This window comes from Paenibacillus sp. FSL R10-2778, from assembly GCF_038593035.1.
Lineage (GTDB): Bacteria > Bacillota > Bacilli > Paenibacillales > Paenibacillaceae > Paenibacillus_AQ > Paenibacillus_AQ odorifer.
Window position 1 is genome coordinate 510,950 of record NZ_CP151956.1, and the last position, 16,255, is coordinate 527,204.

General features: G+C 47.5%; 15 protein-coding genes and 1 pseudogene. 12 read left to right on the forward strand and 4 right to left on the reverse strand.

Annotated features, from left to right (window positions below; translation table 11 throughout):
- The first annotated feature begins 53 nt into the window (after nucleotides 1-53).
- Nucleotides 54-1,701, forward strand: a pseudogene (locus NST40_RS02280) (NAD(P)H-hydrate dehydratase).
- Nucleotides 1,702-1,717: 16 nt separating this feature from the next.
- Here NST40_RS02280 and NST40_RS02285 read toward each other — a convergent pair.
- Together NST40_RS02285 and NST40_RS02290 are read right to left on the reverse strand one after the other, a co-directional pair.
- Complete coding sequence (locus NST40_RS02285; protein ID WP_076142073.1) at nucleotides 1,718-2,173, reverse strand: hypothetical protein; 456 nt, start codon at nucleotides 2,171-2,173, stop codon at nucleotides 1,718-1,720.
- 31 nt (nucleotides 2,174-2,204) lie between these two features.
- Nucleotides 2,205-3,104 (reverse strand): SDR family oxidoreductase, encoded by a 900-nt coding sequence (locus tag NST40_RS02290; RefSeq protein ID WP_076142074.1) that lies wholly within the window; start codon nucleotides 3,102-3,104, stop codon nucleotides 2,205-2,207.
- A gap of 125 nt (nucleotides 3,105-3,229) precedes the next feature.
- Here NST40_RS02290 and NST40_RS02295 point away from each other — a divergent pair, with 125 nt between their 5' ends.
- From NST40_RS02295 to sdaAA, 4 genes are all read left to right on the forward strand, one after another.
- Nucleotides 3,230-3,805, forward strand: coding sequence for a DUF4269 domain-containing protein (locus NST40_RS02295; RefSeq protein WP_076276008.1), 576 nt, complete (start codon nucleotides 3,230-3,232; stop codon nucleotides 3,803-3,805).
- Between the two features lie 2 nt (nucleotides 3,806-3,807).
- Complete coding sequence (locus tag NST40_RS02300; RefSeq protein ID WP_076276009.1) at nucleotides 3,808-4,227, forward strand: GNAT family N-acetyltransferase; 420 nt, start codon at nucleotides 3,808-3,810, stop codon at nucleotides 4,225-4,227.
- Nucleotides 4,228-4,382: 155 nt separating this feature from the next.
- Nucleotides 4,383-5,093, forward strand: a complete 711-nt coding sequence (gene sdaAB / locus NST40_RS02305; RefSeq protein ID WP_076124558.1) for an L-serine ammonia-lyase, iron-sulfur-dependent subunit beta — start codon at nucleotides 4,383-4,385, stop codon at nucleotides 5,091-5,093.
- Complete coding sequence (gene sdaAA / locus NST40_RS02310) at nucleotides 5,090-5,968, forward strand: L-serine ammonia-lyase, iron-sulfur-dependent, subunit alpha (RefSeq protein ID WP_076124557.1); 879 nt, start codon at nucleotides 5,090-5,092, stop codon at nucleotides 5,966-5,968. Before sdaAB ends, sdaAA begins: the two co-directional genes overlap by 4 nt.
- A 2-nt stretch (nucleotides 5,969-5,970) precedes the next feature.
- Here the strand turns inward: sdaAA and NST40_RS02315 are convergent, their stop codons facing one another.
- Entirely contained in the window at nucleotides 5,971-6,273 is a 303-nt protein-coding gene (locus tag NST40_RS02315) for a hypothetical protein (protein WP_076124555.1), read from the reverse strand.
- A 62-nt stretch (nucleotides 6,274-6,335) separates the two neighbouring features.
- Here NST40_RS02315 and NST40_RS02320 point away from each other — a divergent pair, with 62 nt between their 5' ends.
- On the forward strand, nucleotides 6,336-6,533 hold the full coding sequence (locus tag NST40_RS02320; protein ID WP_036682616.1) for a YwbE family protein: 198 nt from the start codon (nucleotides 6,336-6,338) through the stop codon (nucleotides 6,531-6,533).
- 73 nt (nucleotides 6,534-6,606) lie between these two features.
- On the opposite strand, the gene NST40_RS02325 is transcribed toward NST40_RS02320, so the two are convergent.
- Complete coding sequence (locus tag NST40_RS02325) at nucleotides 6,607-7,323, reverse strand: HNH endonuclease signature motif containing protein (protein ID WP_076276010.1); 717 nt, start codon at nucleotides 7,321-7,323, stop codon at nucleotides 6,607-6,609.
- A gap of 366 nt (nucleotides 7,324-7,689) precedes the next feature.
- On the opposite strand from NST40_RS02325, the gene NST40_RS02330 reads away from it, so the two are divergent.
- The 6 genes from NST40_RS02330 (at nucleotide 7,690) to NST40_RS02355 (ending at nucleotide 16,211) form a co-directional block, all read left to right on the forward strand.
- Nucleotides 7,690-8,079, forward strand: a complete 390-nt coding sequence (locus NST40_RS02330) for a hypothetical protein (RefSeq protein ID WP_249267764.1) — start codon at nucleotides 7,690-7,692, stop codon at nucleotides 8,077-8,079.
- Nucleotides 8,080-8,131: 52 nt separating this feature from the next.
- A complete protein-coding gene (locus tag NST40_RS02335; protein WP_076276011.1) occupies nucleotides 8,132-9,151 on the forward strand; it encodes a LacI family DNA-binding transcriptional regulator in 1,020 nt (339 codons plus the stop codon).
- Between the two features lie 395 nt (nucleotides 9,152-9,546).
- On the forward strand, nucleotides 9,547-10,884 hold the full coding sequence (locus tag NST40_RS02340; RefSeq protein WP_076276012.1) for a glycoside hydrolase family 30 protein: 1,338 nt from the start codon (nucleotides 9,547-9,549) through the stop codon (nucleotides 10,882-10,884).
- 28 nt (nucleotides 10,885-10,912) lie between these two features.
- Nucleotides 10,913-14,140, forward strand: coding sequence for a cellobiose phosphorylase (locus NST40_RS02345; RefSeq protein WP_076276013.1), 3,228 nt, complete (start codon nucleotides 10,913-10,915; stop codon nucleotides 14,138-14,140).
- A 209-nt stretch (nucleotides 14,141-14,349) separates the two neighbouring features.
- Nucleotides 14,350-15,303, forward strand: coding sequence for an ABC transporter permease subunit (locus tag NST40_RS02350; protein WP_051491255.1), 954 nt, complete (start codon nucleotides 14,350-14,352; stop codon nucleotides 15,301-15,303).
- Between the two features lie 17 nt (nucleotides 15,304-15,320).
- Nucleotides 15,321-16,211, forward strand: a complete 891-nt coding sequence (locus tag NST40_RS02355; protein WP_036682603.1) for a carbohydrate ABC transporter permease — start codon at nucleotides 15,321-15,323, stop codon at nucleotides 16,209-16,211.
- Nucleotides 16,212-16,255: the final 44 nt, after the last annotated feature.

Sequence of the window (16,255 nt, forward strand, 5' to 3'; positions counted from 1 at the left end):
TTGGAATTGCGTGTGAAGCTTTGGAACGGTAGATAGCGGAAAGGGGCTAAATCATGTATCTGGTAACTGCTGAGCAAATGAGGCAGCTGGACAGCGAAACGATCCAGCAGCTGGGGATTCCAGCGATTGCGCTGATGGAGAATGCGGGAAGAGTTATCGCAGAGGAGATCATCGCGCTTTGCCGGGAGAGAGGCGGGGCAGGCTGCAGGAATGCAGCCAAAGGGAACGATCGGGCTAAAGGAGGCCGCGCTGGGTGACCCAGGCAAGGCATTTAAGGTCAGCGCAGATCATGCGCTGACGCTTGCCTCTGCCGCCGCCGAGCGATGGTTCATCCTCGTCGGCAAAGGCAACAACGGCGGCGATGGCCTCGCCGCCGCACGGTACCTTCGCGAGACCGGCATCGCCGTCACGCTCGTCTATGCGGTGCCGCCGGAGTTGCTCTCCGGCGAGGCCGCCCTGCAGCGCGATGCGGCTGCAGCCATGGGCCTGCCTGCCGTAGTATACGGCAGGGATCGGCTGGACCTTGCCGAGTGCAGCGGCATCCTGGATGCGCTGCTCGGCACCGGCGGCGCGGGAGCCCCGCGCGGCGCCTATGCGGAGCTGATTGCCGCAGCGAACAGCAGCGGCAAGGTCATTGTGTCCGCGGACATCCCCAGTGGTCTGAACGCGGACACAGGAGAGACGCATGAGCCTTGCATTCATGCGTCAGTGACGGTATGCCTCGCGTTTCTCAAGCGAGGCCTCCTGCAATACCCCGGTGCAGGCGCAGCGGGGCATGTCAAGGTACGGGCCATCGGCATTCCGACTGCTCTGGCTCTTAACAGCGGTGTGCAGACTCATCTGCTGACACCGGAAGTGCTGCATGCCCATTTGGGTGTCGATCTGGCCCGGCGGCGGTCGCCAGAAGGCCATAAGGGAACTTATGGGCATGTACTCCTTGCTGCCGGCACCTTACGGATGAGCGGCGCCGGACTACTGGCAGCCCGTGCTGCGCTGCGCACGGGCTGCGGACTGGTGACGTGGGCGCTTCCTAAGAAGCTGTTACCTTCCGTCATCGGTGTTGTTCCTGAACTCATGCTGGCTGATGTAGGTGGCAGTGAAGAGGGAAACTGGGAGGCTGAGACCGCGCCCGAGCTACTGAAGTTAAGCGAAGAGCGAGATGTAATCGCTGTGGGACCAGGTCTTGGACGGTTCCCGGGTGATACAGATTGGCTTCGCAGTCTTTGGGAAGGCAGTGATTGCCCGCTGGTTATCGATGCGGATGCTTTAAATATTCTGGCTGACTCCGATTATAAGAGTTGGGCGCGGCGCCGTCATTCTGTAATTCTGACACCTCACCCAGGCGAAATGGCTCGCCTGGCTAACCTAACTACGGCTGAGGTCCAACGTGACCGAATCGGTCTGGCTATGGACTATGCCAAGGAGCATGGGGTTACGCTTGTGTTAAAAGGAGCACATACCGTGATAGCAACTCCTGAAGGGCAAGCTTATGTAAATACCACAGGCCATCCCGGCATGGGCACTGGTGGAGCTGGTGATGTGCTAACGGGCATGATTTCCAGCCTGCTGGCTCAGGGACTTCATGCTACGCAGGCAGCAGCTTTTGGGGTATACCTGCACGGATTAGCAGGAGAGGAAGCAGCCCGTCAGCGGAATAATCCGGCGGCTATTATTGCCGGAGATATCATTGAAGCGCTTTGAGTATCCCTAATAAAGCTTATGACAGCAGTAAGCAGAGCAGTGGCAGAAATAGGGCGAATACTGGCAGCAACAGAGGAAACCTTTCTACACCAAGCTGGGTCACTCTGAGAAGGAGTAGTCCCAGGACTCCACCCAGACCCCATAGCAGATACTCTGCACCTTGTTCCGCTGCCAGCCATAGACCTGCACCAAAACCCGTGACGACATATACAGCAAGGGGCAGGATAGGGGATTTGGAGCGCAGAATACGCAGCAGTACATCTGCTACTAACGCCGCAGGCAATCCATAAGCATAAATGGCATAAGGAATCGATAGTGGCCAGCCTTCAGGAATTCCATCGGATTGTGGAAATCCAAGCATAAGTAAGGTAATAAGGACGTAAGTTAGCCCTGCGCAGGCTAATTTGGTTAATGCGTACATGCCACTGCTTAGGCGGACAGAAGAGATATCATAATCATTTATCTTATTCATTTGATATACATTCCTCTCGTGGTGTAATGCATCAGCTGGTGACCATGTCTCCACCATTGACATGAATACATGTCCCGGTAACATACGAAGAATCCGGTCCCGCTAAATAAAGATAGGCTCCTGCTAACTCATATGGCTGTGCGGCACGTTTAAAGGGTGTATCCGTCCCAAATACACTAACCTCATCTGCAGAGTAGCTGGAGGGAATTAGTGGTGTCCATACAGGTCCGGGAGCTACGCTATTGACACGAATGCCAGAGTCTACGAGTGATAAGGCTAAAGAGCGGGTAAAGGAGACGATCGCGCCTTTAGTTGAGGAATAATCTATAAGCTCTTTATTTCCTTGATAGGCAGTAATGGAAGCAGTGTTGATGATGGCTGCGCCTTTTTTTAGATGTGGAAGTGCAGCTTGTGTCAGGTAAAAGAATGGAAATATATTCGTCTGAAACGTTTGGTAGAGCTGTGCTTCCGTGATATCCAGAATACTTTTTTGCGGATACTGGACGCCATGATTGTTGACGAGGATGTCCAGCTTGCCAAAAGTGCGAAGGGTATGCTCCACAGCCTTGAAGCAGTTTTCCTTATGGCGTAAATCAACTTCGATCCGCAAACAACGTTGCCCTAATTCTTCAATTCGCCGCTGAGTGACCTCTGCATCTGAAGCTTCGTATAAATAAGCTATAGCAACATCTGCGCCTTCCTTTGCAAAAGCAATGGCTGCCGCTTTACCAATTCCGCTGTCGCCTCCGGTGATGAGCGCAATTTTTCCTTTTAGCTTTCCGCTGCCGGTGATCTCCGGATTTTCACTGATGGGGCGAGGATTCATTAGACTCTCTAGACCAGGCTGACGGTCTTGGTGCTGTGGGGGAAAAGCAATAGGCTGTTCCTTACATATCGTTTGTTCCCCATAATAGGGGTAGGTGGGGTTCATTTTTACATACACTCCTCCTTGCCTTCTATCTTCCGTATATTTCTATGCATGCGCCTAGAAAAGCGTGCGCTGTTATCCGGTCCTGCCTGTGTTTATAACCTAGTTCGAGGGAGCGTTTGTCAGAGATGAATGATTGGCGAAACATAGATTATCTGAATCGTGGAACTCCAGTGCAAAAAGAGGTCTATACCCTGTTAAGAAAATTAAATATTATGAGTTTGCTGGCCGACTATAACCCGGTGCTGGTTGGCACAGTGCCGCTTGGAATTCAGGTGAAGGGCAGCGATCTGGATATTATTTGTGAGGTGCATGATTCCGTAAAGTTTACGGACATTGTTAGTCGATATTTCGGAACCATGGATGAGTTTACTAGTGTATCGCGTGTGGTTGATGGGGTCCCACGAACGAAAATTAACTTTATGGCCGGTGGCTGGCCTATAGAACTGTTTGGGCAGCCGCGACCCACAGCTCTGCAGAATGGTTACTTACATATGATCATTGAAGCGGAAATTCTAGCTCAGCTGGATAATGATTTTCGCCAGCAGATCATTACAATGAAAACAAACGGGTGGAAGACCGAACCTGCCTTCGCGCAAGTGCTGGGCCTGGAAGGTGACCCTTATGAAGCGCTGCTGATGCTGGAAAAGCTTCCGCGGAGTGCTCTTTATGCTCTTTGTCATTCTATACAAGCGAGGGGATAGACATGAATTATCGAGAGATGATTGCGGATGATTATGAAGCTGCCTACCAGCTATGGGGAAATACAGAGGGAATGGGACTTAGTGAAGCGGATTCGAGACTGGAGATTACGTGTTATCTGGAGCGTAATGCTGGCTTCAGCCAGATCTGCGAGAATGAAGACGGCCGGATTGTAGGAACTGCATTGTGTGGACATGATGGGCGAAGAGGTTATATGTATCATGTTGCAGTTAGTAATGACTGCCGAGGCATGGGCATCGGGCGTGAGCTTGTAAAGCGTTGTCTCGGTAATTTACATGCAGCTGGTATCGCAAAATGTCATCTGATGGTGATTGGAACCAATGAACAAGGAAGAGGATTCTGGGAAGGGATAGGCTGGCAGTATAGAGGTGGAATTATGTTATACTCCCAGGATATCTTGTGATACATAAGATGCGAAATGAAAATACTATCTAAGTAAAATATCATTAGATTAGAAGTGGATATATCACAGCAAATGTAACGGTGAACTCCGACTGCCAGTGCAGTATACTATATATGAGTTTGATAATTGCCTATTTTGCAGGCAGGAGGTCTTTTATGCGTTTTAAAGATGTGTTTTCAATTATTGGTCCGGCCATGGTCGGGCCTTCAAGCTCGCATACAGCCGGTGCGGCACGGATCGGAAGGGCTGCAAGGCAGGTGCTGGGTGAAGTTCCGCGTGTGGCAGAAGTGACGTTTTTTGGTTCTTTTGCAGCTACTTATCAGGGCCATGGCACAGACAGGGCTATTGTCGGAGGACTTTTGGATTACGCTACCGATGATCATCGGTTACCCGACTCTCTGGAGTTAGCGGCTGAAGCTGGGATGGACGTATCTTTTGAGCAAGGAACGGGATTGTTTCCTCATCCTAACACAGTTAAACTGCATCTTATCGGACAAGAGACAGGAAGTGAGCTGACTTTAACGGGGACATCCATCGGTGGTGGAAACATTGAGATCGTCGATGTGGATGGTTTTGGAGTAAAGCTTACGGGAATGTATCCGACGGTATTGATTCATCATATGGATTATTTAGGTGTTCTGGCGAGTGTTACAGAAGTGATGCGTAACGGACAATTTAATATAGGGCATATGTCTCTGGATCGGAAGAATCGCAGCGGTGCAGCCTTAACGGTACTGGAGCTGGATGAAGCTGCTACTCCAGAGCTTATTGAAGCGCTTAAAGCGCTCACTGCGGTGAAATCGGTGAAATTGGTTAATTTAAACGAGGGTAAGCAAGATGAGAAGGGGAAGGAAAGCTTAACATGAATTTTCAAACACTTAGTCAACTGGCTGTATTATGTGAGGAACGTGGTCTTACCATTGGAGCCCTTATGCTTGAAGAGCAAAGCGCGGAATCGGGACGTTCCAGTGAACAGGAATTTGCCACTATGCGTGAATATTATGGGGTGATGAAAGAGGCTGTTCATCGTGGGATGCATGAAGATACCACTTCGCGCAGCGGTCTTACGGGAATGGATGCCCAGCGTGTAGGAGCCTATAACGCAGCAGATGAACCATGCCTAGGTGGACCCGCTGGTCAAGCAATGGCCTATGCCTTGGCTGTGTCCGAGGTTAATGCCTCAATGGGCCGCATAATTGCTACACCTACCGCAGGTTCATGCGGAATTATTCCGGGTGTATTTCTCAGCTGCCAGGAACGGTTTGGCTGGGATGATGACTATATGGTTACCGGTTTGTTCGCTGCAGGAGCGATCGGTTATGTCATTGCCAACAATTCGTTTGTATCTGGTGCAGAGGGTGGCTGTCAGGCGGAGGTCGGGTCGGCCATCGGGATGGCGGCAGGAGCTTTAACCGAACTGCGTGGAGGAACGCCTGCACAAGCAGTGCATGCTGTTGGACTGGCGCTTAAGAACACCTTAGGACTGATTTGTGATCCGGTGGGAGGACTTGTAGAGATTCCTTGTATCGTTAGAAACGGATTCGGTGCAGTGACCGCGCTCGCCGCCGCCGATATGGCACTGGCTGGCGTACGTAGCGTGATTCCTTCAGATGAAGTAATCAAGGTCATGCTTGAGGTAGGCTCAGCTATGCCAGAAAAACACCGCGAGACCGCAGGTGGCGGATTAGCACAGACACCTACCGGCCGCAAGATCATGCAGGATTTACGTAAAAAGAAGTGATTTTAGAGCATTTTGAAACGTTCCAACTGTTCCCATAATCCTTCCTTCCGAAGGATTTCTGCTTGTTTGGGTCCCAAAAGGTCAAAGTGGGGGAATGGCGAACGATTATGAATATATTTAGCCGGCAGTCCATTTTCCTCACACCAATATGTTAGTCTGGTCAGGTCACTACAGCCGACCTTGGTGACAGTAGTCATGCCGGGAAAACGCGGGTCTAGCCAGTAATGGGTTAAGAAAGCGATCTCTCCTGCGGAGACAGCCTTTTTCCAGCGGGTTAATTCTTCTCTGTTGATGCCGAAGGCCATTACGTCTCCTCCTTATGTAGTATAGTTGACAACATTATAACCCATTGAAAGGGGATTACATCATGAACGGACAGGTAAGAGCCGATATTCGTCCTGGGCTTGAAGTGGATATTGTGCTTAAGCAGGATCAGCCGACGGGTAAGCTAACACATGGAACGGTAAAGGATATTCTCACGAACTCACCTCGACATCCGCATGGCATCAAGGTGCGTTTAACCAGTGGACAGGTAGGACGAGTTAAGAATATTGTTGCTAACTAACAACAATAAACTTTACCTTTGATTTTTATAAAAAAGCGCCCCTAATCAACAGAGATTGGGGCGCTTTTCTTTTTTATCTGCTCATAAAATCCTCAACGGACTGATCGGCTTTGGTCTGATTACATAACGTACAAGCGCAAACGCAATTATCCGGAGTAGTATGGCCACCTTTAGCACGGGGGAGCAAGTGATCTATAGTGTCTCCATAGGAGCCACAGAAGTAGCAAGTATAGTTGTCTCTGGTCAATATATAAGCACGGAAATCCTTATTGCTGTAAATCCGGCGGATGGTTCGGCGATTCACTACGATAGCGGCATGTTCTCTGACTAGAGTAACTGCAAGCTCGTAGTCAATTTCCTGATGCCAGCGCCGTCCTTTATCACTGTGGCCACGCATTAGAATTTTCCCTTTGGCAGAGGGAATCAATTGCGTTGGATCTTCGGGACTCAGTTTCGCGCCTTGAGAATGAGAATGTTTCCTTCGTTGTTCCAAGCCCTGTATGCGCTGATTTGGGTTGGATTGCGGTGAAGAAGCAACCGTAGGCTTTCCTTGTTTGGAGCGTTCCTTGACAGCCAAAGAAGGGGATTGAATGGTATCAGTTTGTACTGGAATGGGACCTGCTGCAAGAGTGAGATCTATGTTTTGTCGTTGATTGCGGCACTCCCGACAAGCGCCACGGCGAGACTGACCTTTGGAACGTTTGCCGGTACGTTTACGAAATTCAGAGAGCGGCTTCTGTTGCTGGCAATAGGTACATTGTTTGGTGGATAAAAGATGGGTATCGTTCATAGATATGTTAGGTTCAGCGCAACTTAGCGCCCGTCCTGTCTCCTTGTTTTTTAGGATCCAATGTATTTTATTTATTAGATTCAGTCGGCAGGGTTAACATTTCGTTCTAATCTTAGTATAGCGTAAAATACAATCGTTCACATCGCACTCAAAAAAAGCTTAAATACGGCTTTTTGTGTGATATCTGTCTTGGTGACATTCAGGAAAAACATGTAAAATCGAAAAGAGCTGTAAGGAATGCTCTACTTTTTAAACATGGGAAGGGGTACTGAAATGAAGCCAACCAAAAGAAGGCCGTTTACGGTAACATTGCTTTATATTTTTCATATATTTTTGGGGGTTGGAGCGTTAGCAGGAGGCGGGTCAATGGTCATAGATCCTAGTGGTGATCTGATACACATACCCACATCTATGCTGGAAAGATCGCCATTTTCAGATTTTTTAATTCCGGGTATTTTGCTATTCATCGTATTTGGTATCCTGCCCATGCTCGTGTTATATGGGTTGATCAAGAGACCAGAATGGCATTGGGTGAATACTTTGAATCCCTTTAAGAAATTATATAGCTTCTGGGCATTGTCCCTATATATCGGCTTTGGTCTAATTATTTGGATTATGGTACAGACGTATATGCTCGACAGTGTGGTAATCATACATCTGGTCTATATGAGTCTAGGGCTTTTGATCCAAGCTGTTACGCTGCTTCCTTCCGTACAAAGTTACTTTTTGCTGGACGGCGGTACCGAAAGACGTTAAAATTGCAGTGAACAGAAGGTATTTCATTAGTCTGGGCAAGGAGTGAACCGGATTGACAACTATATACGATATTGCCAAAAGAACCGGTTACTCTCCTACAACGGTATCCAAGGCGTTTAATAATTATTCCGATGTACGGGAGAAGACTCGCCAGGAAATTTTCCGGGTTGCCCAAGAAATGGGATATTTGCCGAATTCCCATGCCCGTACACTGACTACTAAGAAATCATGGACCATCGGTGTATTATTTGTAGAGAATACGGGATTTGGTATTCGCCATCCCTTTTTTAGCGCTGTGATCGAGAGCTTTAAGAAGGTTGCTGTGGATAAGGGGTATGCCCTCATGTTTATTTCCAAGGATGTTGGGGGTAAACAAAGTGGGTATTTGGAGAATTGCCGAATCCGTGGTGTAGATGGTGTTGTCGTTTTCTTGTCTGATTACGAGGACCCCTATTTCCGTGAGCTGCTAGAGAGTGATATTCCTACTGTGATTCTGGATTTTGAGACTAACCAGTCGCATACGGTATGTTCGGATAATACGGCTGGAGCTCAGCTTGCGATAGAGTATTTAGTTTCTTTGGGTCATCGCAAGATTGCTCATATTTCCGGGGGGATGAACACTTTTCCCGGTAAAACTCGGGAGTTAGGGTATAAGAACGCTATGAAGCGGCAGGGGCTTGAAGTGCCGGAGTCCTATGTTGTGAATGGAGCTTTTTATTCTCGTGAAAGTGGTTATAACGCGATGCTGGAGCTTCTTAAGCTACCTGATCGGCCAACCGCTGTTTTTGCTTCGGGTGACATGTTAGCTTTAGGGGCTATTATGGCAGCAAAAGATAGTGGACTTTCCGTCCCGCTGGACCTTTCAGTTGTGGGATACGATGATATTGATCTAGCTGAGTATGTTACACCTGCATTGACAACCATTCGTCAGGATACAGCACTTTTAGGAAGCCGGGCAGCGGACATTCTTTTAGCATCGATTGAAGGGAAAAAGTTGGATAAGGAAGCGGTTTTAGTTCCGGTAGAAGTGATCGAACGGGAATCCTGTGCACCTCCGGCTAGCGGGAATTAGGGCTGTATCAAATTCCATAACTACAGAGAGCGGGCTGCTATCCACAGGATAAATCTTGACGTAGAGAAAAGAGTCCTGATAAAGTAGAGGACATCATAGCTTGAATTTTTTCTATGCGGTATTTGCTACAGCGTATTCAGAGGAATAGGGCTATAATGGGCATATTGTTATGCCGCTTTTTACCTGCTCTCGTTAGATCATTTTTTTTCATTATAATCGAAACCGGTTTCGATTATAGGTTTCGAATTGAGAATGAAATCAAAGTTTACCGAGGGTTTCCTTGAATTTTCTCAAACGTTTCAGTGGCCCATCGCTCCGAACCCTAACATCGGATGGTGATCCAGTAAAGACAGTGCTTGTTGTTAGTAACAAAACAATTAGAGGAGATGGATGAAATGGCAAAAGTCCAAACTGTAGTAACTGCAAAAGATACAGGGGAACGCTTAACTCCGAAAGAGGCAATTGTTTTTAGCACAAGAGTAGATTCTGGATCTGCCGATGTAGAGCTTAGGCCAGAGCAGGAGTTCCAAAAGATGATCGGATTTGGCGGCGCTTTCACAGAAGCTGCGGCCTATACGTTGTCACGGCTCAGTCCTGAGAACCGGGCAGAGGTTATTCACCGCTATTTTCATCCGGTAGAGGGATTAGGCTATAACATGGGTCGTGTTCATATCCATAGCTGTGACTTTGCTCTTGGAAATTATACTTATGTCGCTGATCATGATACGGAGCTGGCTACCTTTGATATCTCTCATGATCATAAGTGGGTGCTTCCGCTGATTAAGGATGCAATGCAGGTAAAAGGCGGACCGTTCACGATGTTGGCGTCTCCTTGGAGCCCTCCGGCATGGATGAAAACAAATGGTGAAATGAATAATGGAGGATCACTCAAGCCAGAATACGCTGAAGTTTGGGCACGCTATTATACCAAATTTATCGAAGCTTATGGGAAGGAAGGCGTACCTATTTGGGCGGTTTCCGTGCAAAATGAGCCGGCTGCTGTTCAAGTCTGGGATTCTTGCATTTATAGTGCGGAAGAGGAACGCGATTTTGTTAAAAATCATCTCGGTCCAGTGATGCAGCAGGCAGGCCATTCCGATGTGAACATTGTCATCTGGGATCATAACCGCGATATTATGGTCGAACGTGCTTCGGTCGTGTTGTCTGATCCTGAAGCTGCACAATATGTGTGGGGTACAGGCATCCACTGGTATGGTGGTGAGGAGTTCGACAAGGTAGAGAAGGTACATGATCTATTTCCTGACAAACATCTATTGTTCACTGAGGGCTGTCAAGAGGGCGGCGTCAAGCTTGGCGAATGGTTTACAGGTGAACGTTACGGCAGAAATATGATTGGGGATCTCAATGCATGGACAGAAGGGTACCTGGACTGGAACCTGGTACTGGATGAGACCGGCGGGCCCAATCATGTAGGGAATCTCTGTGATGCCCCAATTATTGCAGATACAACAACAGACGAATTGCACTATAACAGCTCTTATTATTATATCGGGCATTTCAGTAAATTTATCGCGCCAGGTGCGGTACGGATTGGCTTTACTTCTGAAGCGGAAGGAATCCTATCCACAGCATTCCGTAATCCGGACGGCAGCATTGCTGTCATATTGATGAATGAGAGCGAAGAAGTTCGCACAGTAACCCTGGGGCTTGGCGATGAGATTGCCAACTGCGAGCTATCCCCTCATTCTATCGTAACGCATCTGATTTCATAAATAAGTAACAGTTTAGGAGGACATTAACGTGAGTAATTATTATTTCCAATCAGGTAACTTTGTAATGGAGCAGTTTGATACAGGAAAGCCTTTCTCTAGTTTCCTGCCAGGTCTTGCAGGTCTTAAGGGAATTCCAATGTGGACTTTTTATGTAAACCGGGGGCAAGCGATTTGCAGCTTTGGGGTACGCGACAAGAACTCGCCAATCATGGAATTCTCTCCAGCAAATATCTCTTATAAAGACGTAGGAACCACCGGATTCCGAACCTTTATTAAAATAAAAGGCGAGCAAGAGATTTATGAGCCATTTCAATCGGCACGTCCAGATTCTGCCGCCAAGCGGATCATGACCATTTTGCCTAACGGACTGACCCTTGAAGAAAGCCATGCCGGGCATGGGCTGAAGACGACTGTACACTATTTCAATCTGCCTAATGATGATTATGCCGCGTTGGTACGTCGGGTGGAGATTGAGAATATCGGTGGCAAAGAGATTGAGCTGGAGCTGATGGATGGTCTGCCTGAGATTTTGCCTTACGGAGTAGAAAACAGCGGCTACAAGGAGATTGGTAACCTGCTGCGCAGCTGGATGGACGTATACAATCTGGAGAACGGTATTCCGTTCTATAAGCTGCGTTCCAGCACCAATGATAGTGCACAGGTTAGCGAAATCACAAATGGACATTTCTATCTGTCGTTTACTGGAGATGGAGAAAAAGTCGCGCCAATCGTTGATTTCGAACTTATTTTCGGCGGCAATACCTCTCTTACTTACCCAGACCGCTTTGCGGGATTAACGCTTTCGGAGCTGAGTGAGCTTCCACAATATCCAGTCAATAAGGTTCCTTGCGGCTTCAGTGGTGTGGCTAGACGTTTGGCACCCGGCAGCAGCTTGACCCTGAATACTTTGGTTGGGCATGTAAATGACATCGACAAAATCAATAAAAAGGCGGAGCAGTTATGCAGGGATGAATATATCCTGTCCAAATCCAAGGAAGCCGCAGGTCTGACAGAGGAATTAACAGAAGACATTGCCACGCACACTTCATCGGCTGTATTTGATGCTTATTGCCGTCAGTCCTATCTCGATAACTTCCTGCGCGGAGGCTATCCTTTTATTTTTGACAATGGCGGAGATGGCTTTGTAGTTCATTTATATTCCCGCAAGCATGGCGATTTGGAGCGCGACTATAACTTCTTCTCACTTGCCCCAGAATACTATTCACAGGGGAACGGTAACTTCCGCGACATGAATCAGAACCGCCGGAATGATGTGTTTTTTAATCCGAAGGTGGGCAGCTTCAACATCAAAATGTTCTATAGCTTGATTCAAGCAGATGGCTACAACCCACTAAGTGTTCAAGGAACAACCTTTGAAGTGAAGCCAGACAGCAAAGCGAAGGCTGCGGAATGGATCGGAGAAGCGGCTGCGGATCATCAAGCTGAGCTTGTTAAGCTATGCAACAGCCGGTTCACCCCAGGCAGCCTGATCAATTACATTGCGGATCAAAACGTTACGCTGAAGGTTAGTGAGCAGGAGTTTCTGTCGGGTCTGCTGGCTCTTTCACAGCAAAACATTGAGGCTGCTTTTGGCGAAGGCTTCTGGTCTGATCACTGGACATATAATTTGGATCTCGTAGTAGGTTATTTGGACATTTTCCCTGACAAGAAGCAGGAGCTTTTATTTGGGGATAGTACTTATGCGTTCTATGACAGCCCAGCATATGTGCTGCCCCGTAGTGAGAAGTATGTAATTAGTGACGGAAAAGCCCGGCAATATGGCGCCCTCCTTGAGGATGAGGAGAAGCTGCATAAGCTGAAATGGAAAGCTGGAGATACCCATTGGCTGCGTACCAAAGGTGGGCAAGGTGCTATTTACCACACCAATCTGTTCGTGAAGATGTTGTCTCTTGCTTTGAATAAATTTGCTACGCTTGACCCTTACGGCATGGGTGTGGAGATGGAAGGCAACAAGCCGGGCTGGAACGATGCTATGAACGGTCTGCCGGGATTGTTTGGCTCCGGAATGAGTGAGACTTTTGAGCTGAAGCGTACTGTAGTCTTTTTGCTGGATGTGCTGAATGGTGCTGAGAATGTACAGGGAGCTGTAAAGCTGCCAGAAGAAATCGCGGAGCTGCTTGAAGCGGTATATCACGCGGTAACTGCTGTCCTAGCAGGAGAAGTGGAACAATTCAACTATTGGGATACAGTAGCTTCAGCCCGTGAAGCTTATAGAGCAAGTATCCGGTTTGGCATTACTGGTGCTGAAACTGAAGTAACCTTGGAACACATCCGCGAAGCCCTTTCCAAGTTCCTGGTTAAAATTGATGAGGGGATCAACAAGGCGGTAGAAATGGGCAATGGACTTACCCCAACCTATTTCCGTTTTGAAGCGGAGAAATTCCATCAGGTAACAGATGCTGAGGGTCAGCCAGTCATTAGCGGATACGGATTGCCAAAGGCTGTGGTAGAGGAGTTTAAGGCTTATGCCTTGCCTTATTTCCTTGAAGGACCTACCCGCTGGTTGAAGACGATGAAGAATCCGGTGCAGGCAAAAGAAATCTATAATCTGATTAAGCAAACAGAGCTGTATGATCAGGCAACATCTATGTATCAGACCTCTGTTAGTCTAGATGGTGAATCGCATGAAATCGGACGGATGAGAGCCTTCACACCAGGCTGGCTAGAACGGGAGTCTAACTTCCTGCACATGTCCTATAAGTATTTGCTTGAGCTGCTGAAGGGCGGGCTGTATGAGGAATTCTACGGCGAGCTGAAGACGTCGCTGGTGCCATTCCTTGATCCTGCTGTTTATGGACGCAGTACACTGGAGAATTCATCATTTATCGCAACTGGAGGCAATCCTGATCCAAATAACCATGGTAGGGGGTTCGTAGCGAGACTTAGTGGATCGACCGCGGAATTCTTAAGCATGTGGAGAACAATGATGGCTGGAAGCCATGTTTTCAGAATGGAGGATGGAGCGCTTACGCTGTCTCTCGATCCGGTATTGCCAGGATGGCTGTTTGATGAAGAGGGCAAACTGTCTTTCACTTTCCTAGGGAATACGGAGGTAATCTATTCTAACCCAAAACGTAAAAATACCTTTGGCGAGAAGAAGGTCAGCATTCAATCTTTGATGCTTGTATACCGTAATGGAACTGTGACTAAAATATCTGGAGCGTTCGTGCGCGGTGAAGAGGCAGAGGCTCTGCGGCGTGGAGAAATTGCACAAATTCAAGCAGTATTAGCATAAAAATAGAGGGGCGAGCTGCGGCTCGCCCTTAAATTTTCACTCAATCCGAAAAATGGTACCTATAATCCGAAATTCAAAGCCTTACGGAGACAGGCAAAAGCAAATACAATGGATACATAAACATTGTAAGCGCTTTAGATTAAATACAGATATAGAGCCTGGAGGTCCAAAGGATGGAGAACAAAAAAAGCATGGAAGTAAGCTCAGCGATGAAGCCGTTAATTCCTGGCAATTTCGAAACCGGTAAAGTAAATCGGAGCCCGCTTTGGAAGAGGTTCATTGCCCAGCGTCATTTGCAGACAATGGCTCTACTCGGCATTGCGTGGATGATAATCTTTAACTACATTCCCATGTATGGAATTATCATTGCTTTTAAAGATTACAACATCGTTAAAACGATTGCAGAAGCCCCATGGGTGGGACTTACACATTTCAAAGAGTTCATGGATGATGACAATCTCTCGAATGTAATTAAAAATACGCTCGGCATCAGCTTGTTTAAGCTAATTATCGGATTTCCATTGCCAATAATATTTGCTCTATTTCTGAATGAAGTTCGTTCAATGAAATTCAAGAAGACCATACAGACGATTTCGTATTTGCCCCACTTTCTCTCATGGGTGGTACTCGGAGGGATTTTGGCTACATGGCTTGCTGATGTAGGAATTATCAATAACATTTTGCTAGCGCTTCATCTGATTGATCAGCCAATTACATACTTGGCTGAGCCTGGTTACTTCTGGACAATTATTATCTCCTCTGATATCTGGAAAGAACTTGGATGGTCAGCGATTATCTATTTAGCAGCAATTTCCGGTGTATCTCCTGAAATGTACGAGGCGGCGACAATCGACGGCGCGGGCAGATTTCAGAAGATGTGGTATGTTACCTTGCCGGCGATTAAATCGACAATCAGCATTCTCTTCATTCTCGCGGTCAGCGGAGTGCTGAACTCCAACTTTGATCAGATTCTGGTCCTGCGCAACTCACTGAATGATAGTGCAAGTAATGTAATTGATTACTATGTGTACTATACAGGGATTCTCTCAGGCCGCTTCTCTTACTCAACTGCAGTTGGATTGTTAAAATCGGTTATCGCTCTAATATTGCTGCTGATTGCCAACCAAGTATCTAAAAAAATCAACGATACATCGTTGTTCTAGGATAAGGAGGACCATATATGTTTGCACTTAAGCGTAAAACCAAGGGCGAGGCCCTGTTCGATATCATCAATAACCTCATCATGTTATGTATCTGCTTCATAACGCTTTACCCGATCTGGTACGTATTGGTTAACGCCTTCAATAACGGTAATGACGCCATGCGGGGAGGAATCTACTGGTGGCCGCGGATGTTCAGCTTTGAGAATTTCGAGGCCGTGTTTGCCAGCCCCGGCATCATGCAGGCGATGTGGGTTACTGTCGCCAAAACACTTTTGGGTACTGTACTGCATGTATTTTTCACAGCGATGGTAGCTTATGCATTCTCCAGAAAAAACCTCATTGGCGGTAAGTTCTACATGCTGATGGGTACAGTGACTCTCTTTTTTGGCGGGGGACTCATTCCTACCTTCCTGCTGATGAAGGACCTTCACCTATTGGAGAATTTCCTAGTCTATATTATTCCGGTTATGTTTAGCTTCTTTGATCTTATTATCTTCATGACCTTCTTCCGGGAGATTCCCGATGGGCTGGAAGAAGCGGCACGTATTGACGGTGCTAATGATTGGTCCATCTTTCTAAGAATCGTACTTCCAGTATCCATGCCTGTAATTGCTACCATTGCGCTGTTCCATGGCGTGTATCAGTGGAATGATTACTTCACGGGTATGATCTATATCAATAATACTGATCTGCAGCCGATTCAGACGTATTTGTTCCGGGTCGTCGCACAATCGAGCTCTAGTCAAATGATGGTCGCTGTACAAGGCAGCAGCGTTACGAGAAGCGTAACGTCACAGTCCATTAAGCTGGCGACGATGGTAGTGACCACACTGCCGATAGTATTCGTGTATCCGTTCCTGCAGCGTTATTTCGTTAAAGGGATGATGATCGGCTCCATTAAGGGCTGATGTCTAGCAGTGATAACTCCTCCGGTTGCCTACAGCTGTAGGCA